At 76.1% G+C, this 22,917-nt stretch carries 15 protein-coding genes and 6 pseudogenes; 3 read left to right on the top strand and 18 right to left on the bottom strand.

Annotation, left to right across the window (positions count from 1 at the left end):
- Positions 1–161 precede the first annotated feature (161 nt).
- Complete coding sequence (locus GA0070216_RS25335) at positions 162–2,732, top strand: AAA family ATPase (protein ID WP_091251181.1); 2,571 nt, start codon at positions 162–164, stop codon at positions 2,730–2,732.
- Between the two features lie 89 nt (positions 2,733–2,821).
- On the opposite strand, the gene GA0070216_RS25330 is transcribed toward GA0070216_RS25335, so the two are convergent.
- The 6 genes and pseudogenes from GA0070216_RS25330 to paaI form a co-directional block, all read right to left on the bottom strand.
- Complete coding sequence (locus GA0070216_RS25330) at positions 2,822–3,841, bottom strand: ABC transporter ATP-binding protein (RefSeq protein ID WP_091251178.1); 1,020 nt, start codon at positions 3,839–3,841, stop codon at positions 2,822–2,824.
- A gap of 110 nt (positions 3,842–3,951) precedes the next feature.
- Positions 3,952–4,974 (bottom strand): annotated as a pseudogene (locus tag GA0070216_RS25325) (ABC transporter ATP-binding protein); the annotation flags it as partial.
- Positions 4,971–5,984, bottom strand: coding sequence for an ABC transporter permease (locus GA0070216_RS25320; protein WP_245722716.1), 1,014 nt, complete (start codon positions 5,982–5,984; stop codon positions 4,971–4,973). The pseudogene GA0070216_RS25325 and the gene GA0070216_RS25320, both read right to left, overlap by 4 nt.
- Entirely contained in the window at positions 5,981–6,925 is a 945-nt protein-coding gene (locus GA0070216_RS25315; protein ID WP_091251171.1) for an ABC transporter permease, read from the bottom strand. The genes GA0070216_RS25320 and GA0070216_RS25315 overlap by 4 nt, the downstream gene beginning before the upstream one ends.
- A 9-nt stretch (positions 6,926–6,934) precedes the next feature.
- A complete protein-coding gene (locus GA0070216_RS25310; protein WP_091251372.1) occupies positions 6,935–8,470 on the bottom strand; it encodes an ABC transporter substrate-binding protein in 1,536 nt (511 codons plus the stop codon).
- A gap of 232 nt (positions 8,471–8,702) precedes the next feature.
- On the bottom strand, positions 8,703–9,104 hold the full coding sequence (gene paaI / locus GA0070216_RS25305; protein ID WP_091251369.1) for a hydroxyphenylacetyl-CoA thioesterase PaaI: 402 nt from the start codon (positions 9,102–9,104) through the stop codon (positions 8,703–8,705).
- Between the two features lie 453 nt (positions 9,105–9,557).
- Between paaI and GA0070216_RS25300 the strand changes: the two are divergent.
- Both GA0070216_RS25300 and crcB read left to right on the top strand, forming a co-directional pair.
- Positions 9,558–10,040 (top strand): annotated as a pseudogene (locus tag GA0070216_RS25300) (FluC/FEX family fluoride channel); the annotation flags it as partial.
- 116 nt (positions 10,041–10,156) lie between these two features.
- Entirely contained in the window at positions 10,157–10,519 is a 363-nt protein-coding gene (gene crcB / locus GA0070216_RS25295; RefSeq protein WP_091251166.1) for a fluoride efflux transporter CrcB, read from the top strand.
- A gap of 140 nt (positions 10,520–10,659) precedes the next feature.
- On the opposite strand, the pseudogene GA0070216_RS25290 reads toward crcB, so the two are convergent.
- From GA0070216_RS25290 to GA0070216_RS25240, 12 genes and pseudogenes are all read right to left on the bottom strand, one after another.
- Positions 10,660–11,562: pseudogene (locus GA0070216_RS25290) on the bottom strand (sirohydrochlorin chelatase); the annotation flags it as partial.
- Positions 11,559–12,152: a precorrin-8X methylmutase gene (locus GA0070216_RS25285; protein WP_091251161.1), complete on the bottom strand. Its 594-nt coding sequence runs from the start codon at positions 12,150–12,152 to the stop codon at positions 11,559–11,561. The pseudogene GA0070216_RS25290 and the gene GA0070216_RS25285, both read right to left, overlap by 4 nt.
- Before the next feature lie 46 nt (positions 12,153–12,198).
- Entirely contained in the window at positions 12,199–12,426 is a 228-nt protein-coding gene (locus tag GA0070216_RS25280; protein WP_091251367.1) for a 4Fe-4S binding protein, read from the bottom strand.
- 35 nt (positions 12,427–12,461) lie between these two features.
- Entirely contained in the window at positions 12,462–14,261 is a 1,800-nt protein-coding gene (gene cobJ / locus GA0070216_RS25275; protein WP_091251158.1) for a precorrin-3B C(17)-methyltransferase, read from the bottom strand.
- Positions 14,258–14,845 (bottom strand): annotated as a pseudogene (gene cbiT / locus GA0070216_RS36675) (precorrin-6Y C5,15-methyltransferase (decarboxylating) subunit CbiT); the annotation flags it as partial. The pseudogene cbiT and the gene cobJ, both read right to left, overlap by 4 nt.
- A 159-nt stretch (positions 14,846–15,004) precedes the next feature.
- Positions 15,005–15,685: pseudogene (gene cbiE, locus GA0070216_RS36670) on the bottom strand (precorrin-6y C5,15-methyltransferase (decarboxylating) subunit CbiE); the annotation flags it as partial.
- The gene (locus GA0070216_RS25265) at positions 15,682–16,833 is read right to left on the bottom strand and encodes a cobalt-precorrin-5B (C(1))-methyltransferase (RefSeq protein WP_091251156.1); all 1,152 of its coding nucleotides are present in this window, start codon (positions 16,831–16,833) and stop codon (positions 15,682–15,684) included. The pseudogene cbiE and the gene GA0070216_RS25265, both read right to left, overlap by 4 nt.
- A complete protein-coding gene (gene cobM, locus GA0070216_RS25260; RefSeq protein WP_091251153.1) occupies positions 16,830–17,660 on the bottom strand; it encodes a precorrin-4 C(11)-methyltransferase in 831 nt (276 codons plus the stop codon). The genes GA0070216_RS25265 and cobM overlap by 4 nt, the downstream gene beginning before the upstream one ends.
- Positions 17,657–18,394 carry a precorrin-2 C(20)-methyltransferase gene (gene cobI, locus GA0070216_RS25255; protein WP_091251363.1) on the bottom strand — a complete coding sequence of 246 codons (738 nt, stop codon included), beginning with the start codon at positions 18,392–18,394 and terminating at the stop codon, positions 17,657–17,659. The genes cobM and cobI overlap by 4 nt, the downstream gene beginning before the upstream one ends.
- Before the next feature lie 98 nt (positions 18,395–18,492).
- Positions 18,493–19,830: a cobyrinic acid a,c-diamide synthase CobB gene (locus GA0070216_RS25250; RefSeq protein ID WP_091251361.1), complete on the bottom strand. Its 1,338-nt coding sequence runs from the start codon at positions 19,828–19,830 to the stop codon at positions 18,493–18,495.
- A 128-nt stretch (positions 19,831–19,958) separates the two neighbouring features.
- Complete coding sequence (gene cobO / locus GA0070216_RS25245) at positions 19,959–20,570, bottom strand: cob(I)yrinic acid a,c-diamide adenosyltransferase (RefSeq protein WP_091251151.1); 612 nt, start codon at positions 20,568–20,570, stop codon at positions 19,959–19,961.
- A pseudogene (locus tag GA0070216_RS25240) lies at positions 20,570–22,878 on the bottom strand (VWA domain-containing protein). Before GA0070216_RS25240 ends, cobO begins: the two are co-directional and overlap by 1 nt.
- Between the last annotated feature and the right edge of the window lie 39 nt (positions 22,879–22,917).

Raw genomic sequence — 22,917 nt, 5'->3', positions numbered from 1 at the left:
CGCACCGTTCTACGGGCTAGATCCGTCTCTGGTACCTCTCGCGTCGAGTTTGCGACTAAAGGACCTCGCCCGCCGACATACGTCGTTCGGCAGATCCCCCGTCAGACCGGTGGTGACAGTCTCCGAAGTCATCAGACCACTGCGGAGGAAGGGTGGGTGGGATGCCACTGTCCACGGTCGGTACCGGTCGGGAAGACGTCACCACGACGCCCTGGCCGGTCCCGCAGGAACGACGCACGCTGACCGTGCTCTTCGCCGACATCGTCGGCTCGACCGCGTTGACCGAACGGCTCGACCCGGAGGACGTCCGGGCGGTGCAGTTCGCCTACTTCGACACCGTCGCCGGTGTGCTGCGCCGCTGGCAGGGCACGGTGGAGAAGTACGTCGGCGACGCGGTGATGGCGTTGTTCGGGGCGCGTACCTCCGACGGGCTGGACGGCTACCGGGCGGCGCGGGCCGCCCTGGAGATCCAGGATGCGCTGGACCGGCGGAAGTTGCCCGGCGGGGTGACGCTGCGGGTCCGGGTCGGCGTCGCCACCGGCGAGGCGGTGGTCGACCTGGCCGCCGTCCGCGACGGCGGCCACGGGATGGCCTCCGGCGCGGTCCTCACCACCGCCGCCCGCATCCAGGAGTACGCCCCGCCGGGTGGCGTGGTCGTCTGCGCGGCCACCCACCGGGCCACCGCCGGCCTGATCGACCAGCACGCCCTCGCCCCGGCCGCCCTCACCGGCAAGGCACGGCCGGTCGACGTCTGGCGGGTCACCGGCCCGACACACCCGCGCCCGGCCCGGCACCACGGCCCGCTGATCGGCCGCCGCCGTGAGGTCGCGACCGCCGTGGAACAGCTCACCCGGGTGGCCCGGGAACACCGTCCACGGTGGGTGGCCCTGGTCGGCCCGGACGGCATCGGCCGCAGTCGTCTGCTGACCGAGCTGCGTCACCGGCTACCGGAGGTCGACGGCACGCCGGTGCGCTGGGCGGTGGTGCACTGCCCGCCGTACCCGGAGCGGGTGTTCGGGCCGGTCGCGGAGTTGCTGCGGGACCTGCTGGGCCTGTCCGCCACCGAGGGGACGGACACCGTCCGGGCCCGGCTGGCCGCCCTGGTCGACGGCCTGGTCCCGCCGGGTCAGGGCGCGGCGACGGTGGCGGCGCTCGCCGCGCTGCTGGACGCGCCGGACCGGTCGGCGGTCGCCGGGGCGGCGGCGGTACGCCGGGTGCTGCTCGCCCTGGCCGCCCGTCGACCGGTGGTGGTCGGCGTGGACGACCTGGACCGGGCAGCCCCCGAACTGGGTCACTTCCTGCACTCGCTGTTCGCCGCCGCGACCGCCCGGGGGTTGCCGCTGGCGGTGCTGGCCACCCACCGGCCGGATCGGGCGGACCCGCACCCCACGCCGACGGACCGGTACCACCGGGTGGAGTTGACCCCGTTGAGCACCCTCCACACCGGCCGGTTGCTGCGCCGGCTACTCACCCGCGCCGGCCAGTCGGTCGCGTCCGCCACCCGGCTGGCGCCGCTGGTCACCGGCCGTCCCGGTTACGCCGCCGCCTACGTCCACGCGTCGGTGCGCCCGACCGGCCCGAGCGCGGTGGGCGGTGTGGCCGACACCGGGGCGCGGGTCACGCCGGGCCCGCTCACCGGCCGGCCGGTCGAGCCGCCACTGCCCGAGCCGCTCCGCCGTCGCGTCGCCGCCCTGCTGGACCGGTGCGACGGCCCGCACCGGGCGGTCCTGATGGCCGCCGCGACGCTCGACGTCGAGTTCGCCGCGTCGACCGTCGACGTGCTGCTCGGCTGGGCGGCGGGCCGGGCGGCGCAGGCGCTGCGCCGGCTCATCGACGCCGGACTGGTCCGGTCCGGTTCCCGGGGCGGCCACGTCATCGTCGATCCCGCCCTGCGCCGTTGCGCGTACGACCGACTGCCACGGACGCTGCGCGCCGAGTTCACCCGGCGGGCCGGGGCCAGCCGTCCCGCCGAGAGCACCCGACGCACGGACCCCGGCCACCGGACCGGGACCGCCCGCCAGGCCGGGACCGCCCGCCAGGCCGGGACCGCGCCTCAGACGGGGACCAGCCACCGGACCGGGACCGGTCGGTCGGTCCTGGCCATCCGACCGGGCACCAACCCCGAGCCGGGCCCGGCCACGGGCAGCTCGCCGCACCGCGGGGGAACTGGGCAGCGGACGGCCGCCAGGGGGGTGGACCCCTGCAGCCGTGATCCACGCCGCTCCGCAGCCGGGATCGATGAGCCACGCCGGTCTGCCGCGGCGGGGATCGACGATCCACCCCGCTGCGGAGCCGGGCGGGACGGGTTGCTCCCGGTGTTCCCCCTCCCCGGGGTCGAGGAGCCGCGCCCGACGTTCGCGGTCTGCGACGCCGACGGGCCGGGCCGGGTGGTCGCCCTCCCCGCCTCCCCCGGCCCACATCGGGAGTTCGTCGCTGCCGGGGGAGGTGGAAACGCCCCGACCGGTCCGGGGTCGACCGGTCCGGTTCCGGGCGCAGCCGCCGGGCGCCCGCGCGCCGGGTCGACACCGGACGGCCGGTGGGCGGGGGCGCGCGGCGGGTACCGTCCCCGGCCCGTCGACCCCGGGTCAGCCCGTACGCGCGGCGTCGTCGTGCCGCTACCGTCGCGCGGGGCCGGCGTACCGACCGGTCACGGGCCGCTGGCCGGCGGCCGGCGGCGACGCGGGGAAGGCGTGCCCCGCCCCGCCGTGCCGTTACCGGCGCGGGCCGCCTGACCCGTGCCCCGCCGGTCGTCGCCCCGCGCACCGGGTGTGCCCGGCCGGTCGTTGCACGTTCCCGCAGGCCGGTGTCCGCCCACCGGGGGTCAGCGGGGTCCCCCGGTGACCGGCGCGGGCGGATCGGCCCGCATGGCGCGGACCGCCTCCCCGGCGTAGAGGCACGCGGCACGGTGGCCGGGGGCCACCTCGACCGCGGGCGGATCGGTCTCAGCGCAGTCCGGACGGGCCTGCGGGCAGCGGGTCCGGAACCGGCAGCCGCTCGGCGGGTCGGTCGGGCTGGGCAGCTCACCGCTGAGGATGATCCGTCGGCGGTCGCGCTCCACCCGTGGGTCGGCCACCGGGATCGCCGACAGCAACGCCGCCGTGTACGGGTGGGCCGGCTCCCGCCAGAGCTGCGTCGGGGTGCCCGTCTCGACGATCCGCCCCAGGTACATCACCGCGATCCGGTCACTGAGGTGTTCCACCGCGGCCAGGTCGTGCGCGATGAACAGGTAGGTCAACCCGAGGTCCCGTTGCAGCCGGCGCAGCAGGTTCAAGATCTGCGCCTGGACGCTCAGGTCGAGCGACGCGATCGGTTCGTCGAGGACGATCAGGTCGGGTTCACCGGCCAGCGCGCGGGCGATCCCGACCCGTTGGCGCTGGCCGCCGGAGAGTTCGTGCGGGTGCCGACCGGCCGTCTCCGGTCGCAGCCCGACCAGGTCGAGCAGCTCGGCGACCCGGCGTCGGCGGGCGTCGGCGGAACCCGCCAGCCGGTGCACGACCAGCGGTTCGGCGATGCTGGCGCCGACGGTCCGGCGCGGGTCCAGCGACGCCTGTGGGTCCTGGAACACCATCGCCACCCGGCGGCGCAGCCCGCGCAGCCGGCGACGCGACCAACCGGTGACGTCCTCGCCACCGACCCTGATCCGCCCGGTGGTCGGGTCGACCAGCCGCAGCAGCGCCAGGCCGGTGGTCGACTTGCCGCTGCCGGACTCCCCCACCAGGCCGAGGGTCTCGCCGGCCCGCACGGTCAGCGACACCCCGTCCACCGCGCGCACCGGCGGGCCACCGGGGCTGGGAAACCAGACCGTGAGGTCGTCGATTTCGGCGACGGCTGCGGTGCTCATCGATCCTCCGGGCGGAGCTGATGGCGGTCCTCGGCGGTGGCGCCGCCGTCGGCGGTGGTGGGGTCGGCGGTGGCGCCGCCGTCGGCGGTGGTGGGGTCGGCGGTGGCGCCGCCGTCGGCGGTGGTGGGATAGAAGGTGCGGACCCGGTGCCCGGGGGCGATCGGGACCAGCGGTGGCAGTTCGTGTGCGCAGCGGGCGTCGCCCCGCACCGGGCAGCGGGGCCAGAACGCGCAACCGGCCGGCAGGTCGAGCGGGCTGGGAGGCGCGCCGGGGATCGCGGCCAGCTCCTCCCCCGCCGCGCCGGGCCGGGGCCGGGCGGCCAGCAGGGCCCGGGTGTACGGGTGCCCCGGCGCGGCGAACACCGCGTCGACCGGCCCCTGCTCGACGATCCGCCCCCCGTACATCACCGCGACGGTGTCGGCGATCCCGGCCACCACCCCGAGGTCGTGGGTGATCCAGACGACGGCGGTGCCGAGCCGGCGGCGCAGGTCGGCGACGAGTTCGACGATCTGCGCCTGGGTGGTGACGTCCAACGCGGTGGTCGGTTCGTCGGCGATGAGCAACTCCGGTTCGCAGGCCAGCGCCATCGCGATGACGACCCGTTGGCGCATCCCGCCGGAGAACTGGTGCGGGTGCGCGTCCACCCGACGTTCGGGTGCCGGGATGCCGACCAGGTCGAGCAACTCGACGGCGCGGGACCGGGCCTGCCGCCGGCTCATCCCGAGGTGTTCCTCGCACGCCTCGGTGACCTGGCGGCCGACGGTCAGCACCGGGTTGAGGGTGGTCATCGGGTCCTGGAAGACGAAACCGACGTGTCGGCCGCGCCACCGGCGACGGTCCGTCTCGGACATCGTGGTCAGCTCCCGGCCGAGCAGCCGGACCCGGCCGGTGACCGTGGCGGAGCGTGGCGCCAGGCCGGTGGCCGCGAGCACGGTCATGCTCTTGCCGCTGCCGGACTCGCCGACCAGGGCCAGGGTCCGACCGGGGGCCACCGACCAGTCCACGCCGGCGACCGCCCGGGCGGGACCGTTGCGGGTGCCGAGGGTGACCGTTAGGTCGTCGATGGCCAGCACCGGCTCGCCACCGGGCGGTTCCCCGCCGGCCCGGGGCGACGGTACGACGGGCGCGCTCATCGGGTGCTCCTGCGGGCCTCGCTGACGGTGAGCTGACGCGGGTCGAGCACGTCCCGCAGCGCGTCACCGACCAGGTTGAAGGCGAGTACGGTCACAAAGATCGCCGCGCCGGGGAAGAACCCCAACCACCAGGCGTCGGTGATGAACCCGCGCCCGTCGTAGAGCATCCGGCCCCAGGCCGGCGCGGGTGGCTGGACGCCGAGCCCGAGGAAGGACAGCGCCGCCTCGGACAGGATCGCGAAGGCCAGCGACAGCGAGGTCTGGACGATCAGCGGGGCGGCGATGTTCGGCAGCACGTGCCGGCGCAGGATGCGCAGGTCGGAGGTGCCGATGGAGACGGCCGCCCGGACGAAGACCTGTTCCCGGACGGCGAGCACGCTGGCCCGGGTCACCCGGGCGAAGATCGGGGTGTAGACCACGCCGATGGCGACCATCGCGGTGACCAGCCCCGGGCCGAGCACCGCGACGATCGCCACGGCGAGCAGCAGCACCGGAAACGCGAACAGCACGTCCATGCCGCGCATCAGGAGGTTGTCCGCCCAGCCGCCGTACCAGCCGGCGAGCAGGCCGACGGTCACCCCGACGGCCAGGGCGATGCCGACGCTGACCAGGCCCACCTGCAACGACACCCGGGCCGCCACCAGCACCCGGCTGAGCACGTCGCGGCCCAACTCGTCGGTGCCGAACGGGTGTGCGCCACTGGGCGGGCGGAGCATCTGGTCGACGTCCACGTCGTTGATCCCGGCCGGCGCGAGCCACTGCCCGGCCAGCCCGACGACCAGCAGGGCCAGCAGCACCACCGTGCCGGCGACGGCGGGCGGGTCGTGCCGCAGCGCGGTCAGCGTACGCCGCAGGGTGCCCGCCTCGGCGGCCCGCGTCGGCGGGTGGTCGTCCACCGGACGCGGCGACGTCAGGTCGGCGCGCGTCGGCGGGTGCGGCGCGGTGGACGGGTCGGCCGCGCCGCCCGGCGTGCCGGCGTCCGCCGACGCCCGGTCCCCGGCCGCGCTCATCGCAGCGTGATCCTCGGGTCGAGGCGGGCGTAGAGGACGTCCACCAGCAGGTTCATCAACAGGAAGAGGGTGGCCACGAAGAGCACCGCGCCCTGGAGCACCGGATAGTCCCGGGCCTGGACGGCGTCGTAGGTGAGCCGACCGACGCCGGGCCAGGCGAAGAGCACCTCGATCACGATCACCCCACCGACCAGGCTGGCCAACTGCACCGCCACCACGGTGACCACCGGGATCAGCGCGTTGCGCAGCACGTGCCGGACGATCACCACCCGGCGGCGCAGCCCCTTGGCCTCGGCGGTGCGCACGTAGTCCTCGGCGAGCACCTCGAGCACCGAGGAGCGGATGAACCGGGTGAGGATGGAGGCGGTGACCAGGCCGACGGCGGCGGCGGGCAGGGCCACGTGGGACGCCCAGCCCGCCGGGTCGTCGGTGAGCGCCACGTAGCCCGACGGTGGCAGCCAGCCGAGCACCCCGGCGAAGAGCAGGATGCCCATGATGCCCATCCAGAAATCCGGGACGGAGACCCCGAACTGGCTGAACACCCGGGCGGCGTGGTCGACGAACGAGCCGCTGCGCATCGCGGAGAGCACGCCGAGCGGGAAGGCGACCAGCAGCGCGAACAGCACGGCGGTCACCGACAGCGATCCGGTGGCGGGGAGTCGTTCCAGCACGATCGAGGTGACCGGCTGGCCGCTGCGGAAGCTGACCCCCAGGTCGCCGGTGAGCGCGTGGCCGACATAGCTGAGGTACTGCACCACCAGCGGCCGGTCCAGCCCGGAGCGTTCCCGCAGCGCGTCGTAGGTCTGCTGGTCGAAGCGGGTGCCGAGGGCGACCCGGACCGGGTCGCCGGGGACCAGTTGCAGCAGCAGGAAGACCACCAGGGTCACCCCGAGCAGGACGACGACCGACTGGAGCAGCCGCCGCAGGACGAAGCGTCCCACGCCGCCGCCTCAGCGAGCCAGGGCGACGTCGCGGAACCGGATCGCCCGGTCGGTGCGCACCTGGTAGCCGGTGACCTTCTTGGACCAGCCCTGCACCACGTCCGGGTTGTAGAGGTAGATGTAGCTGGCGTCGTCGACGATCTGCTTCGCCGCCCGCTCGTAGGTCTGCTTGCGTACGCCCTCGTCGGTCTGGGTGCGGGCCTGGTCGAGCAGGGTGTCGACGGTGGGGTTGCTGTACTTGTGGAAGTTGAACGTGCCGCCGGTGCGGTGCTGGGCGTAGTAGAACTCGTCCGGGTCGATGTTGCCCAGCCAGCCGAGCAGGAATCCGCCGAAGTTTCCCTTGCCCTGCTCGTCGAGCCACTGGGCGAAGTCCAGGGTACGGATCTTCACGGTGATCCCGACCTCCTTGAGCTGGGCGGCGATCACCTGGGCGGCGCTGACCGTCTCCGGGTACTCACTGGTCACCATGAGGTCCAGGGTGAGGCCCTTGACGCCGGCCTGGCCGAGCAACTGCCGGGCCTGGTCCGGGTCGTGCCGGTAGGGCGAGTAGTCGTAGTACCAGGAGCTGCCCTGGGGGATGGCGGTCTGGTTGGCGGTGGCCTGCCCGAACTTGGCGGCCTTGGTGATCGCCTCCCGGTCCAGGGCGAACGCGACGGCCCGGCGGACGTTCACGTCGTCGTACGGCTCGCGCCCCTCGTTGAGGGCGAGGTACCAGTAGTCGGTCGAGGGGGTGGTGGTGACGGCCACCTCGCCGGCCTCCTTCAACGCCGGCACCTGCTGCGGGGGCAGGTTGTCGGTCCACTGCACCTCACCGCCGCGCAGATTCTGCAACGCCACCGTCGGGTCCTTGACGAAGGTGAAGGTGACCCCGTCGAGCTTGGGCTTCTGCCCCCAGTAGGCGTCGTTGCGGGTCAGCTTGATGGTGTCGCCGGAGGTGTAGGAGGCCACCGTGAAAGGGCCGCTGCCCACCGGCCTGGTTTTGATCGCGCCGGACTCCACGTTGGACTTCTCGACGATCGCGACGCCCTTGAAGCCGCCGAGGTTGGCCAGCAGGTTGGGCGTGGGCGCGGTCAGCGTGACCACCACCGTGGCCGGGTCGGGCGCGGTCACCGACTTGACGGTGGCGAACTTGTACGCCGCGTTCAGCTTCTCCCTGATGATCCGCTGGTACGAGTAGACGACGTCCTCCGAGGTCAGCGGGGAACCGTCGGAGAACGTCACGCCCTCGCGGAGGGTGAACGTCCAGGTGAGCTGGTCGCTGCTGGTGGTCCACCTGGTGGCCAGCGCGGGCCCCATCTTGAGGTCGGCGTCCGGCTCGACGAGGGTGTCGTAGACGTTCTCCAGCACCTCGAAGCTGTAGTAGGCCGATGTCCGGTGCGGGTCGAGCTGGTCCGGTTCGCCGCCGATCGCGGCGGTGAGCGTGCCCCCGGCCGATCCGCCGGCGGTGGCGTCACCGTCGACGTCGACGCTGTCTCCGGCGCCGCATCCGGCCAGCCCGGTCAGGGCGACGGCGAGCGCCGCTGCGACGATCCTCGATCTGGTCATGGACTCGGTCACCCTCCGTCGCCTGGCAGATCAAAGGGCGAGTCTTCTCCGCCAACCGGGGCGATGTCAATGAAACCAACGCAATTCCCCGACTGTCCCCGGACGACCCCCGCACCTCAGGGGGTCACCGGCGGAGCTGATCGGCGCGCCGACCGCCGACCGCCGCGCGCCGTCGCGTGTGGAGCGTGCACGGCGGACGGGCGCATACACCCTGTTTCCCACCGCGCGACGGTCAAACCTCCTGCGGTGCCGGTCGGTCGCCGGAGGACCGGTCGAGGGTGCGACTGCGTCCCCGGAACTCGGCGACCACCTCGTCCCCGCGGGTGACGGTGACGTCGTAGATGCCACTGCGGCCGTACCGGGCACGTTCGGTGGCGTACGCGGTCAACAGGTCGTCCTCGCGCACCGGACGGAGAAAGCTGATCTCACCGCCGGCCGCGACGGTGGCCGGGCCGTGGGTGTTGCAGGCCAGCGCGAAGGCGGTGTCGGCGAGCAGGAAGACGAAACCACCGTGACCGATCCGGTGGCCGTTGAGCATCCCGGCGGTCACCCGCATCCGGGCCACCGCCGCGCCGCCCCCGGCCGAGACCAGCTCGATGCCGAGGCCCCGGGAGGCCACGTCGGCGTCGAACATGTCGTGGGCGGCCGTCCGACCGGCCCCGCCACCGCCGCGCGGCACCCGCTCGACCCCGGCCCCGCCGCGCGGCACCCGCTCGACCCGGCCGCCGCCAATTTCCTCGGCAGGGTCGGGCGCGCTGGGGGGCGGGCTGCGGTCCGGCACGGTTCCTCCTGATGGTCACGGCGCGGCGGCCGGCACGGGTCCCGGTCGTCGCTGCCGACCGTACGCGGCCGGGGCGGTATCCACCCGGTGCGGGCCGTGGCGGGCATCCGACCTGCCGCACGGCCCGGACACACCGACCCGGGTCGGCCGCCGGTGCCGCCTCCTTTCGCGGTGGGGGGCGGCCGGTCGGGCTATGCTCACGGACGTGTCGGCGGTGGGGCCCGCCGTCCCGGCCCGACCGGGAGAACCGCGCCGGAGGCGCCAACGGTCCCTGCCAGTGGTCCGCATACTGGTGGGGAGGTCCCGATGACCCAGGGGGCACCGCGTCGCGTCGATCCCGACGTCGACCTGCGCGTCCCGACCGACCGGAGCGAACTGACCGCGCACCCGGCCACCGTGCTGGGCGCGATCGCCGCCGGTGGGGTGCTCGGGGCCCTCGCCCGGGCCGGGGTCCAGGCCGCCCTGCCGCACACCCCGACCGGCTTCCCCTGGTCCACCTTTGCCGTGAACGTCACCGGTTGCCTGCTGATCGGGGCGCTGATGGCGGTGCTCGGCCGGCGTCGGGTGGGCCCGCTGGTCCGGCCGTTCCTCGGGGTCGGCGTGCTCGGCGGTTTCACCACCTTCTCCGCGTACGTCGTCGACGTGCACCGGGCACTGGCCGCCGGGGCGGCCGGGATCGCGTGGGGCTACCTGGCCGCCACCCTGGCCGGCGGGCTGCTGGCGGTCGTCGCCGGTGACGCCCTGGCCACCCGGCTGCTGGGCCGGGGGGCCGGCCGGGGCGGACGACCGCCAGGCTCTGGTCGGCGCCGCCGGTCGCCGAAGGCGGGCCGGGACGACCGGTCGCCGGGCACGGGCCGAGACGACCGGTCGCCGGAAGCGGGCCGGATGGACCGGGAGGGCCCCCGGTGACCGTGCTGCTGATCGCGCTCGGCGCGGCGCTGGGTGCGCCGCTGCGCTACCTCACCGACCGCGCCGTGCAGGCCCGCCACCACTCCCGGTTCCCGTGGGGGACGCTGACCGTCAACGTCGTCGGTTCGCTGCTGCTCGGCGCGGTGGTCGGGGTGCCCGCCGGACCGGCGGTGACCGCGCTGGTCGGCACCGGCTTCTGTGGCGCGCTGACCACCTGGTCCACCTTCGGCTACGAGACCGTACGGCTGGCCCGCGCCGGTGACCGGCGGTACGCGCTGGCCAACGCCCTGGTCAGCGTGGTCGCGGGGCTGGGCGCGGCGACGCTCGGCTTCGCCCTGGCCCGGACGCTGACCGGCTGACCGGCGAACCGGCGAACCGGGCCTCAACGCACCGGGGTCACGTCCCGCACCGCATGCTGGCCGCCGTCCTGGTGATGACCGCTGTCGTGGTGATGACCGCTGTCGTGGTGGTGACCGCTGTCGTGGTGGTGACCGCCCTCGTGATGGTGGTGACCGCCCTCGTGGTGATGGTGGTGGCCGTGACCGTCGACCGGGTCGTCGGGATGGTCGTGGGGGGTCTGCGGGCGACCCACCTTGTCGGCGAAGCCGGGCATCAGCACCCGGTACGCGCAGGTGTCGCAGTTCATCCGGATGTCCCCGCGCAACGCCTCGGAGTGCCGCTCCAGGACCAGGTCGGCCAGGGCGTCGCAGTCACCGATCAGGTCGGCGACCCGGATGTCGAGGTCGGGATGCCCGGCCGCGTACGCCTGCGACTGGGCCACGATCCGGTCCGGCAGCACCCCGGCGAACAGGAAGTACGGCGCGACCACGATCCGGCGGGCACCGAGCCGGCGCAACCGGTCGAGCACCGCCGGCACGGAGGGCTCGGCCAGCGAGATGAACCCCGGTTCGACCCCGGCGTAACCGCGCCCCTCCCAGAGCAGCCGGGCCACCTTCGCCACCTCGGCGTTGGCGTCCGGGTCGGTGGCGCCGCGCCCGATCAGCGCCACCCAGGTGCCGGCCCGGTCCGCCCCGGCCAGCGCCGTGTCGATCCGCTGCTCCAGGACGGCGTGCAGCAGCGGGTGCGGGCCGAGCGGCCGACCGTAACGGTAGGTCAGGCCGGCGTGGCGGTCCTGCTCACGCGCCATCGCCGCCGGGATGTCGCCCTTGCCGTGACCGGCGCCGGTGAGCACCAGCGGCAACGCGACCAGTGCCCGGTGCCCCCGCCCGACCAGGGCGCTCACCGCGTCGGTCAGCGGCGGCCGGGACAGCTCGATGAAACCGCCCTCGACGTCGCCGACGGCGGCGCCGGCCCGGTCCCGGACCCGGTCGACGAGCGCGGCGAACTGCGCGACCCCGGCCGCGCTGCGCGTACCGTGCCCGACGATGACCAGTGCGGTCATGTTTCCTCCTGGTAGAGCAGGGCGTTGAGGGCGGCGGCGGCGACCGCCGAGCCACCCTTCTCGCCGATGTTGGACACGGCGGGCAGGCCACTGGCCCGCAGCGCCGCCTTGGACTCGGCGGCCCCGACGAAACCGACCGGCAGCCCGACCACCAGCGCCGGGGCGGCGTCGACGGCGATCAGCTCGAACAACGCGGTCGGCGCGCAGCCGACCACCCAGACCGCCCCCGGTCCGACCCGGTCCAGGGCGATCCGCACGGCCGCCGCCGACCGGGTCAACCCGGTCTCCCCGGCCAGGACGGCGGTGGCCGGTTCGGCGACCGGGCAGACGATCTCCCGCCCCGCGCGGGTGATCCCGGCGGCCACCATCGCCACGTCGGTGACGATCGACGCCCCGGCCCGCAGCGCGGCCAGCCCGCCGGCCAGCGCCGCCTCGTCGCAGACCAGGTCGGTGACGTAGTCGAGGTCGGCGCTGGCGTGCACCACCCGCTCGACCACCGCCCGGGTCAGCGGGGGCAACTGCCGCAGGTCGACCCGGTCCCGCAGGATCCGGTACGACTCCTGTTCGATCGGGTGGACGACCCGGCTCACCGCCCCCCTCCCGGAGCGGGCCGGTGGCGGGCCGGGCGGATGCTGGTCATGGTGCTCCTCGTCGGTCGGTGACGGTCCGGATCGCGTCCACCGGGCAGACCTCCACGCACTCCAGGCAGCCGGTGCAGCGGTCGGCCCGGACGGTCAGGCCGCCGGGCACCGGGCGGATCGCGTGGGTGGGACAGGTGAGCAGGCAGGCCCCGCAGCCCTGGCAGGCGTCGATCACCACCGGCGGGAAGGCCGGGACCCCCGCCGACGGGTCAGCCGGTGGCAGCACCGCGACCGGGTCGGGCACCGGAAGGGCGGGGATCACCCGCGCCACCGGTAGCCCCGGGGGGTGACCATCCGGCCGCCGACCAGCCGGGTCTGCGAGCTGCCCACCACCACCAGGCCGTACATGTCGACCACGGTCGGGTCGAAGGTGGCGAGGGTGGCCAGGTGGACCTGTTCGTCGGGCCGGCTGGCGTTGCGTACCACCCCGACGGGGGTCTGCGGCGGGCGGTGCGCGGCGAACGTCGCCAGCACCGCGCCGAGCTGCCAGTCCCGGGCCCGGCTGCGCGGGTTGTAGAGCAGCGCGACCAGGTCCGCCTCGGCGGCGGCGGCGACCCGCCGTTCGATCACCGCCCACGGGGTGTGCAGGTCGGACAGGCTCAGATAGACGTGGTCGTGTCCGATCGGCGCGCCGAGCAGGGCGGACGCGGCCAACGCGGCGGTCACCCCGGGCACACCGACCACGTCGATCCGCTCGTCGGCGTACTCCAGGGCGGGGCTGGCCATCGCGTACACCCCGGCGTCACCGGAGCCGATCAGCGCGACGGCGTGCCCGGCGGTGGCCTCGGCGACGGCGCTGCGGGCCCGTTCCTCCTCCGCGCCGAGCCCGCTGGCGAGCACCCGGGTACCCGGCCGGAGCAGGTGGCGGACCTGGTCGACGTACTGGTCGAGGCCGACGACCACGGCGGCCCGGCGCAACTCGGCGACGGCGCGCGGGGTGCGCAGGTCGGCCGCGCCCGGGCCCAGGCCGACGATCGCCAGCCGGCCGCGCGGGGCCTGCCGGGCGACCGCGACGGTGGCCATCGCCGAGGCGGTCTTCGGCGCCAGCAGGGTGCCGCCGTCGCGCAACGCCGCCGCCTCCGCGACGCTGGGCGTGCCGACGGCGGCCCGGACCACCTCGCTGGGGTGCGGCACGTCGACCGTCGCCAGGTCCGCCGCCGGCCAGGTCCGCAGGGGTACGCCGCGCGCGTCGGCGGTGGCCCGGATGCCCTCCTCGTCGGCTTTCACGTCGACGCTGGCCAGGCAGCGCAGGCTGGCCGGGCTCAACCCGGCGTCGGCGAGCACCCGACACAGCAGCGCGTCGACCTCGGCGGCGGCCACCCCCCGGCTGGACCCCACCCCGGCGACCAGGGACGGCGGTCGCAACACGGCGGTGCGGTCGTCGACCGGCACCACCCGGTCGGTGACCAGCACCCGGTACCCGCCCGCCGGATCGGCGGCCGGCCCCGGTCGGACGGGCGGGTGTGGCGCGGCGGGAGACGGTGCGGCGGCCGGTGGAACGAGATGGACGTTGGGCGGCAGGGCCGGCAGCGGCCACACCGCGTCGGCGACCAGTTGGACCGGTTCGCCGTCGAGGATCGCCCGGGACACCGCGGCCACCGCCCCCTCGACCGGCCAGCCGAGGGTGTCCAGGCCCGGCAGGTCGACCGCGTCGGTGGCCGTGGTGACCACCGGCCGGGCGTCGAGCAGCGCGGCCACCTCGGCGGCGAGCGTGTTCGCGCCGCCGGCGTGGCCGCCGAGCAGGGCGACGGCGTGCCGGGCGGCCTCGTCGACCACCACCACCGCCGGGTCGGTCCGCTTGTCACCGAGCAGCGGCGCCAGGATCCGCACCACCGCCCCGGTGGCCAGGAACGCCACCACCGCGTCGTACCCCGTCCAGGCCGTCCGCAGCGCGTCGGCGACCCCGTCGGCCTCGACCAGCCGGGCGTGCGGCCAGGCGGCGGCCAGGGTGCGGGCGTGCCGGCGGCCGGCGGCGGTGGCCGCGACGAGTCCGACCCGGGGCGGGCCGGTGCCGGTGCCGGTCCCGGCCCGGTGCCGGTGTGGTGCGGTGGCGGTCACGGGCGCTCCCCGGTGAGGACGACCACCGGGTTGGTGGCCGCGAGTCGGATGGACCCGCCGGGCAGATCGGCGAGGCGGGCGGCGGTGAGCTGACTGCCCGTCACCGCGTAGCCGGCGGCGCGCAGCAGGTGCACCGCCGGGGCGACCCGGTCCAGGGCGGCGAGGGCGACCACCACCCGGGCGGGGCGGCGGTCGGCGACGGCGGTCAGCACGTCGGTCCCCCCGCCGCCGACGAAGACGGCGTCTGGGTCGGGCAGCCCGCCCAGCACGGCTGGCGCGTCGCCGGTCACCACCCGGACGGCGACGCCGTGCCGGGCGGCGTTCTCGGCGACCGGTGCCGCTGGGTCCCGCTCCACGGCGATCACCGCCGCGCCGAGCAGCGCGCACTCGATGCCGACCGATCCGCTGCCCGCACCGACGTCCCAGACCAGTCGCCCGAGCCGGGGGCGTAGCCGGGCGACGGCCAGGGCCCGCACCTCGGCCTTCGTGATCATCGAGTCCCGGTGCCGGTACGCGTACTCGGGCAGCGCCCAGCCGCCGACGGGCGCGGCGGCCGGCTGGTTGTCCGCCCGCACCGGCCCGACCCCGGCCGGGGCACCATCGCCCGCCGGACCGCCGTCGCCCGCCAGGCCGGCGTCATCCGACCGGCCGGCGTCACCCGGTCCGACGGCCCCGTCCCGCTCAGCGGTGCTGGGACGCCCGGCGGGCTGCGCCCCGGGGTCGCCGTCGGCGGCACCGCCGGGCGCGGCCAGGCTGAGCAGGACGTGCGGGTCGGCCCAGGCGCGGGTGACGGCCTGCTCCGGGGTGGTCCAGGTGACCCGCTCGGCGGGCGTGCCGAGGTGTTCGGCGACCACCAGACACCGGGCCCAGCCGGTCAGCCCGGCACCGATCTCGGCGGCCCCGGCACCCGGCGCGGTGAGCACGGCCACGGCGGGCAGCGCCCGGCAGGCGTTGAGCGCGGGACCCAACTCCCGACCGTGGGCGGTGACCACCACGGCACCGTCCCAGTCGAGCCCGGCGCGGGCGAACGCGGCGGCCACGCTGGACACCGCCGGCAGCACCCGCACCGGCAGGCCGGCGGCGCGCAGCCGGCGTACCACGCCGAAGAACCCGGGGTCGCCGCTGGCCAGCACGACAGCCGGCTGCCCGGCGGCGTGGGCGGCGGCGAGCCGGTCCAGCGCGGGGGCGAGCGGGCCGAGCACGACGGTGTCGACGCCGGACGGCACCGGCACGGCGGCCAGGTGCCGGGCCGCTCCCACGACCAGCCGGGCCCCGGCCAGGGCGGCCACCGCCGACGGGGACAACGGCCGGCCGACCGCGTCCATCCCCACCACCACGACCGGCTCTGGCTGCAGCACCGGCGGCACCGATCCGGACCCGCCGGCCACCGGCTCCGATCCGGACCCCGGCACCGACCGCGTCATGCCGGCCACCGGCCGGAGGAGGCGACCAGGTGGTCGCCGGTGAAGTCGACCATCGCCACGTCGACGGTGAGCGCCGGCCCGGCGAAGCGGCGCAGCACCTGCCGGACCCGGTCGCAGAGCACGTCACCGGCGGGACGCAGCAGCCCGGCGGCCTCCCACAGCTCGTACGCGTGCCGGCCGGTGTTGGCCGCCACCACCGCCGCCACCAGGTCGGCGTCGCCGCCGGCCTCGGCGGTGACCGTGCCGAGCAGGGACAGGTCCACCTTCGAGCGGGTGTAGTGGGTCATCAGGATCCCGGCGGCGAGTTTCGCCAGCTTGCCGGCCATCCCGACGAAGACCACCCCGGTCATCGCGTCGCCCACGGCGGCGGTGACGGCCGCGCCGGTGAAGTCGCCGACCTCGACGAAACACACCTCGGGCAGCTCCGGCAGCAGCGCGCGGGCGGCCCGCTCGGTCCGCCCGCCGGTGCACAGCACCACGGTCCGCTCCCCCTGGGCGGCCATCACGTGCACCGCCTGTACCACGCTGGCCCGCCAGGAGGCGGTGGAGAACGGCCGGACGATGCCGGTGGTGCCGAGGATCGAGATGCCGCCGACGATGCCGAGCCGCCGGTTGGTGGTCTTGCGGGCCATCACCTCACCGCCCGGCACGCTGATCACCACCCGGACGCCCACCTCGGTCAGGTCGACCACCTCGGCCACGGCCTGGCCGATCATCCGCCGGGGGGTGTCGTTGATGGCCGGCCCGCCGACGGCGAGGCCGAGCCCGGGTCGGGTGACGGTGCCGACGCCCGAACCGCCGGCGAGGTCCAGGCCGGGTCGGGGCCGCCAGCCGACGGTGGCGGTGAGCTGGGCGCCGTGGGTGACGTCCGGGTCGTCCCCGGCGTCCTTGACCACCACCGCCTCCGCCTGCGGATCGGGCGACGGCGTCAGCTCGCACCGGGCGACCGGGAAGGCCACCCGCCGCCCGGCGGGCAGCCCGATCTCCACCTCCCGCTGGGGCACGCCGGTGACCAGCGCGGTCACCGCCGCCTTCGCCGCCGCCGTCGCGCACGCGCCGGTGGTCCAGCCGGTCCGCAGCGCCACCGGCCGGACCTTCGCGGTACGCGGCAGGTCCGGCTCGCGCAACGGCGGCTCGGCGTACGTCACGGTGTCGCGTCCTCCGCTGTGGTGGCGCGGGACCGGCGCAGCTCGGCGCGGGCGGTCGGCTCGGCCCGGCGGAAGGTGTGGAAGTGCCCGGGGTGGTAGAGGTGCGAACGGGTGCCGCTGGCGGCGAGCGCCGGCCCGACCAGGAACAGGGTGTGCTTCCACAGCCGGTGTTCCTTGACGGTGGCCGCCAGGTCGCCGAGCGCGCACCGCACCACCAGCTCGTCCGGCCAGGTCGCCTGGTAGGCCACCACGACGGGGGTGTCGACCGGGTAGCCCCCGGCGAGCAGCTCCGTCTGCGCCTGCCCGGCGCGGGCTGCGGAGAGGAACAGCGCCATGGTGGTGCCGTGCCGGGCGAAGTCGCGGACCCGCTCCCCCGCCGGCATCGGCGTCTTGCCGCCCTCCAGCCGGGTGAGGATCACCGACTGGGCTACCTCGGGGATGGTCAGTTCCCGGCCGACGATCGCGGCGACGGCGGTGAACGAGGAGACCCCGGGGACGATCTCCACGGCCAGGTCGAGGGCCCGGCACAGGTCGAGCTGCTCCTGCACGGCGCCCCAGAGCGCCGGGTCGCCGGAGTGGATCCGGGCCACGGTGAGCCGCTCGGCGGCGGCCCGTCGATAGAGCGGCAGCACCCCCTCGATGGGCAGCTGCGACGAGTCGACGATCTCGGCGTCGGGGCGGGCGTGGGCCAGCACGTCGGCGTGCACCAGGCTGGCCGCCCAGATCACCACGTCGGCGTCGGCGATCACCCGGGCGGCGCGCAGGGTGAGCAGGTCGGCCGCGCCGGGCCCGGCCCCCACGAACCACACCTTTCCGGTGGACGTCACAGTTTTCCTCCCCGCCCGTCCCGGCGCGCCGGGACCAGCAGCGTCGACAGGTACGGCAGGTCGTCGTCGGCGGGTCCGACCGGCCCGATCGACTCGTCGGGCAGGCCGAGGCCCCGGCCGAGCACCGCGTCGTCGAGCCGGTCGTGCCGGCGCAGCTCGTCGACGAGTTCCCGGTGCCGACGCCAGCCCTTGTAGACCACGACGGTGCCGGGCCCGGCGAGGGCGTCGGCGACCAGCGCCGGGCCGGCGGTGGCGGGCAGCAGGGTCAGCGGCTCCCGCCCCTGGCAGAGCGGGACGCCGCTGCGCGCGGCCAGCTCCTGCATGGCGGTGACGCCGGGCACGGTCCGCACCCGCACCGCCGGCCGCAGCGCGCGGACGCCGTGGGCCAGGTAGGCGAAGGTGGAGTAGACGTTCGGGTCGCCGATGGTGGCGAAGGCGATCGACCGGGCACCGGCGTCGATCGCGTCGACCACGGCACGGGCGGCGGCGTCCCAGGCGGCTTCCCGCCGGGCGGTCACCCCGCCCCGGTCGTCGAGGGCGAACGGCAACCGGCGCAGCCGGTCCGCCGGCACGTGGGCGCGGACCGTCGTCTCGGCCCGGCCGGGGGGCGTCGCCGGGTCCGCCGCCAGCCGGTCCAGCACCGGTACGACCACCAGGTCGGCCTCGGCCAGCACCCGGACCGCCTTGAGGGTGAGCAGTTCCGGGTCCCCCGGCCCGACCCCCACCCCGGTCAGCGTGGCGGGGTCCGTCGGCGCGGCCCGATCCGCGTCGGCTTCGACGGCACGCGGGCCGCCTGCCCCGGTCGTCGGCGGGCGACCCGCCCCGGCGGCGGTCACCGGCTCGCCGCCTCGACCAGGCGACGGGCGGCCTGCGGTCGACCCGCCCAGTGGGTGTGCAGGTAGGAGGCGTGCACCTGCCCGGTGACGAAACCGTGGGCGGTGTCGTCCCAGCGCCAGGCGGGTCGGTCGCCGTGCCCGGGGTCGGTGACGGTGCGGTGGAACTCGTGGCCGCGTACCGGCTCACCGGCGGGGTGGACCGGGGAGTCGGTGACGGCGACCGCGTCGCGGTAGCCGAGGGTGAGCCGGCCGGTCATCCGGGCGTGGTGGTCGAGCCGACCACACATCGGCACCCCGTCCAGCGAGCGGCCGAGATAGAGCAGCCCGGCGCACTCGGCGACCACCGGCCCGGCGAAGCCGGCCAGCTCGGCGCGGAGCCCGGTGTTGGCGCTCAACGCCTCCACGTGCACCTCGGGGAAGCCGCCGCCGATGACCACCGCCCGGGTGCCGGCGGGCAGGGCCGGGTCCCGCAGCGGGTCGAACGGGGCCACGTCCGCCCCGGCGGCGGTGAGCAGTTCGGTGGTCTCGGCGTACGAGAAGGTGAAGGCGGCTCCGGCGGCGACCGCGACTACCGGACGGTCCCCGCCGGCCGGGCCGCCGACGGCCGTCGCCGGGTTCCAGGCGTCCACGGTCAACGGTGGCGCGCTGCGGGCCAGGGCGAGCACCGCCTCGAGGTCGACGGTGGACTCGACCAGCCCGGCGAGCGCCTCGACGACGGCGAGCGACTCCGGTGCCCGTTCGGCGACCGGCACCAGCCCCAGGTGCCGGGCCGGCGCGGCCACCTCGACGGCCCGGGTGACCGCCCCCAGCACCGGTACGCCCACCTCGGCGAGCGCGTCGCGCAGCAGGGTCTCGTGCCGGGGCGAGCCGACCCGGTTGAGGATCACCCCACCGATCCGCACGGCCGGGTCGAAGGCGCGCATGCCGAGCACCAGCGCGGCGGCCGAGCGGCCCTGCGCGGTGGTGTCCAGGACCAGCAGCACCGGCGCGTCGATCAGCGTGGCGACGTGGGCGGTGGAGGCGTACCCGGCCCGGCCGACCGCGCCGTCGTGCAGCCCCATCACCCCCTCGACCACCGCGACGTCGGCGGGGGTGGGGACGCTCGCGCCGTGCCGCAGCAGCGGGGCGATCAGCTCCTCCCCGACCAGCCACGGGTCGAGGTTGCGGCCGGGTCGGCCGGCGGCGAGCGCGTGGTAGCCGGGGTCGATGTAGTCGGGGCCGACCTTGTGCGGGCTGACCCGCAGGCCCCGCCGGCGCAGGGCGGCGAGCAGGCCGGTGGCCACGGTGGTCTTGCCGTGTCCGCTGGCCGGGGCGGCGACCACCAGCCGGGGCAGCGCCCAGGCTCCGGCCGACGCGGCGCGCCCGGCCGACGGCTCCGGTCCGCCCGGCGCAGTGCCGCCCGGGTGGCCGGCCGGCGCGGTGCCGTGCGGGCGACGCTGGTCGGTGCGGCGGGTCGGTCCGGTCACCACTCGATGCCCTTCTGGCCCTTCTGGCCGGCGTCCATCGGGTGCTTGACCTTGGTCAGCTCGGCGACCAGGTCGGCCGCCTCGACCAGGCGCGGGTCGGCGTCCCGGCCGGTGATCACCACGTGCTGGAAGCCGGGCCGGTGGGTGAGGGTGTCGACCACCTCGTCGACGTCCACCCAACCCCATTTCATCGGATAGGTGAACTCGTCCAGGACATACAGACCGTAGCGCTCCGCGGCCAGGTCGCGCTGGATCTGCCGCCACCCCTCCAGGGCGTCGGCGGCGTGGTCGGCGTCGCCGCCGCGCTGGAGCCAGGACCAGCCCTCGCCCATCTTGTGCCAGGCGACCGGGGCGCCCTGCCCGGTGTCGGCGTGCACCTGGCCCAGGGCGCGGAAGGCGTTCTCCTCACCCACCCGCCACTTGGCGCTCTTGACGAACTGGAACACCCCGATCGGCAGCCCGGCGGTCCAGGCCCGCAGCGCCAGGCCGAACGCGGCGGTGGACTTCCCCTTCATCTGCCCGGTGTGCACGATGGTCAGCGGGCGGTGCCGCCGCTGCCGGGTGGTCAGCCCGTCGGCGGGCACGTGCTCCGGCTTTCCCTGCGGCATCAGCGCACGCTCCGATTCGCTCCGACGGTGGCGAGGCCGGCCAGCGGGTCGGCGGCCACCGTGTCGAGGTGGTGGTGGGCCGCGCCGAGCTGGTCGGCCAGCCGGCGGGCCAGGTGTAGCCGGACCGGGCCGGCCTCGCAGTCGACGACCACGCACGGCGCACCGGTGGCGGCGAGGACGGCCGCCGCGCGCGCCGACCGCTCCAGCGGCCGGGTGCCGGCGGTGGCCCGGCCGTCGGTGACGACCAGCACCAGCGGACGCCGTCGCGGGTCCCGCAGCCGCTGCACCCGCAGCAGGTCGACGGCGGCCAGCAACCCCTCCGCCAACGGGGTACGCCCGCCGGTGGGCAGCTCGGTCAGCCGCGCCGACGCGGCCAGCACCGACGAGGTGGCCGGCAGCACCACCTGCGCGCCCGCGCCCCGGAAGGCGACCACCGCCACCGTGTCCCGGCGCTGGTAGGCGTCGGTGAGCAGGGCCAGCACCGCCCCCTTCACCGCCGCCATCCGCTGCCGCGCGCCCATCGATCCGCTGGCGTCGACCACGAACAGCACCAGGTTGCCCTCACGGCCCTCCCGGACCGCCTCCCGCAGGTCGCCGGGGCGCAGCAGCAACCGACCGCCGCACCGGCCCCGCCCGGCCTGGTGCGGGGCGGCGGCGCGCAGGGTGGCCGGCAGGTGCACCGCGGCCGGCCGGCCGGCGGACACCCGCGCGCCGGTGGTCCGGCCCCGCCCGGTCCGGGCCCGCGACCGCCGACCGGGCACCCCGTCGCCCACCCCCGGGGCGGTGAACAACCGGGCCGTCAAACCCCGCTGAGGTACGGCCACCGACGATGTCCCGGTCCCCGGGCCGCCCGGGTCCGGGGTGCCGCCCTGGCCGGGTCGCCCGGGACGGGCCTCGGCGCGGTCGGCCGACCCGTCGTCGGGGCGTCCCGACCGACCGTCGGCGCGGTCGTCGCCGTCCGGCCCGCCGTCGTCGGCACGGTCCGGCCAACGGCCGTCCGCCGAGTACGGGGAGGTCGGACCGGTCCGGGCGGCACCGTGGTCGCCACGGTCCGGCGACCCGGTGTCGCCCTGCGGCCCACCTGCGGCGTCGGGGTCCTGCGGACCCGCCCCACCGTCGCCCGGGCCACCCGCCGACGGGCCGCCCGGCCCACCGGGGCCGGAACCGTCCGGCCCGCCGGAGGGGTCACCCGGGCCGGTGTCCGGCGGGTCGTCGTCGGGGTGCTCGTCGCGGGCCCGCTGCAACGCCTCGTCGAGGCGCTTCTCGTCCAGCCCCGGGGTGTCGAACGGGTCGCGGCGGCGGCGGTGCGGCAGGGCCAGCCGGGCGGCGACCCGGACGTCGTCGGCGGTGACCCGGTCCCGGCCCTGCCAGGCGGCGTGCGCGACGGCGGTACGGGCGGTGACGATGTCGGCGCGCATCCCGTCGACGTCGAACGCGGCACAGACCTCGGCGATCTGCCGCAGCGCGGCGTCGGGCAGCAGCACCCGGTCGAGCCGGTCCCGGGCGGCAACCACCCGGGCGGCCACCTCGGCGTCGGCGGCGGCCCAGCGGGCGGCGAACCCGGCCGGGTCGGCGTCGGCGGCGAGCCGGCGACGCACCACCTCCACCCGGACGGCGGGGTCGCGGCTGGCGGCCACCTCGACGGTGAGCCCGAACCGGTCGAGCAACTGCGGGCGCAGCTCCCCCTCCTCCGGGTTCATCGTGCCGACCAGCAGGAACCGGGCGGCGTGGCTGACCGAGACGCCCTCCCGTTCGACGTGGCAGCGACCCATCGCGGCGGCGTCCAAAAGCAGGTCGACCAGGTGGTCGTGCAGCAGGTTCACCTCGTCGACATAGAGCACCCCCCGGTGGGCGGCGGCGAGCAGGCCGGGCTCGAAGGCGCGGACCCCCTCGGCGAGCGCCTTCTCCAGGTCCAACGAGCCGACCACCCGGTCCTCGGCGGCCCCGACCGGCAACTCCACCAGCCGGGCCGGACGGCGCTCGACCGCCCCGGCGTGCTCCACGCCGCCCGGATGCGGGCCGTCCGGGCAGGTCGGGTCGGGGGCGGCCGGGTCGCAGCCGAACCGGCACCCGGCGACCCGGTCCACCGGCGGGAGCAGGGCGGCAAGGGCCCGCACGGCGGTGGACTTGGCGGTGCCCTTCTCGCCCCGGACGAGCACCCCGCCGATCGCCGGGCTGACCGCGTTGAGCAGCAGCGCCAACCGCATGTCGTCCATCCCGAGCACGGCCGAGAAGGGATAGCCGCTCACTGGGCTGCCTTCGCTCGCGACTGCGGGGCTCGCAAAACCGGCTCACTCCTCGCGCTCACAGCGCCACTCTTCGCTCGCGACTGCGGGGCTCGCAAAAC

The organism is Micromonospora matsumotoense (genome assembly GCF_900091525.1).
GTDB lineage: Bacteria > Actinomycetota > Actinomycetes > Mycobacteriales > Micromonosporaceae > Micromonospora > Micromonospora matsumotoensis.
Note: the sequence above shows the minus strand (reverse complement) of the source record. Positions and strands in the feature narration are given on the sequence as shown.

What these genes read in the sequence shown, in the direction of transcription:
- GA0070216_RS25310 (WP_091251372.1), bottom strand. Translation starts at nt 8,470, where the DNA reads ATGACCAGATCGAGGATCGTCGCAGCGGCGCTCGCCGTCGCCCTGACC.
- paaI (WP_091251369.1), bottom strand. Translation starts at nt 9,104, where the DNA reads ATGTTCGACGCCGACGTGGCCTCCCGGGGCCTCGGCATCGAGCTGGTC.
- GA0070216_RS25335 (WP_091251181.1), top strand. Translation starts at nt 162, where the DNA reads ATGCCACTGTCCACGGTCGGTACCGGTCGGGAAGACGTCACCACGACG.
- GA0070216_RS25330 (WP_091251178.1), bottom strand. Translation starts at nt 3,841, where the DNA reads ATGAGCACCGCAGCCGTCGCCGAAATCGACGACCTCACGGTCTGGTTT.
- cobO (WP_091251151.1), bottom strand. Translation starts at nt 20,570, where the DNA reads ATGCCGCAGGGAAAGCCGGAGCACGTGCCCGCCGACGGGCTGACCACC.
- GA0070216_RS25320 (WP_245722716.1), bottom strand. Translation starts at nt 5,984, where the DNA reads ATGAGCGCGGCCGGGGACCGGGCGTCGGCGGACGCCGGCACGCCGGGC.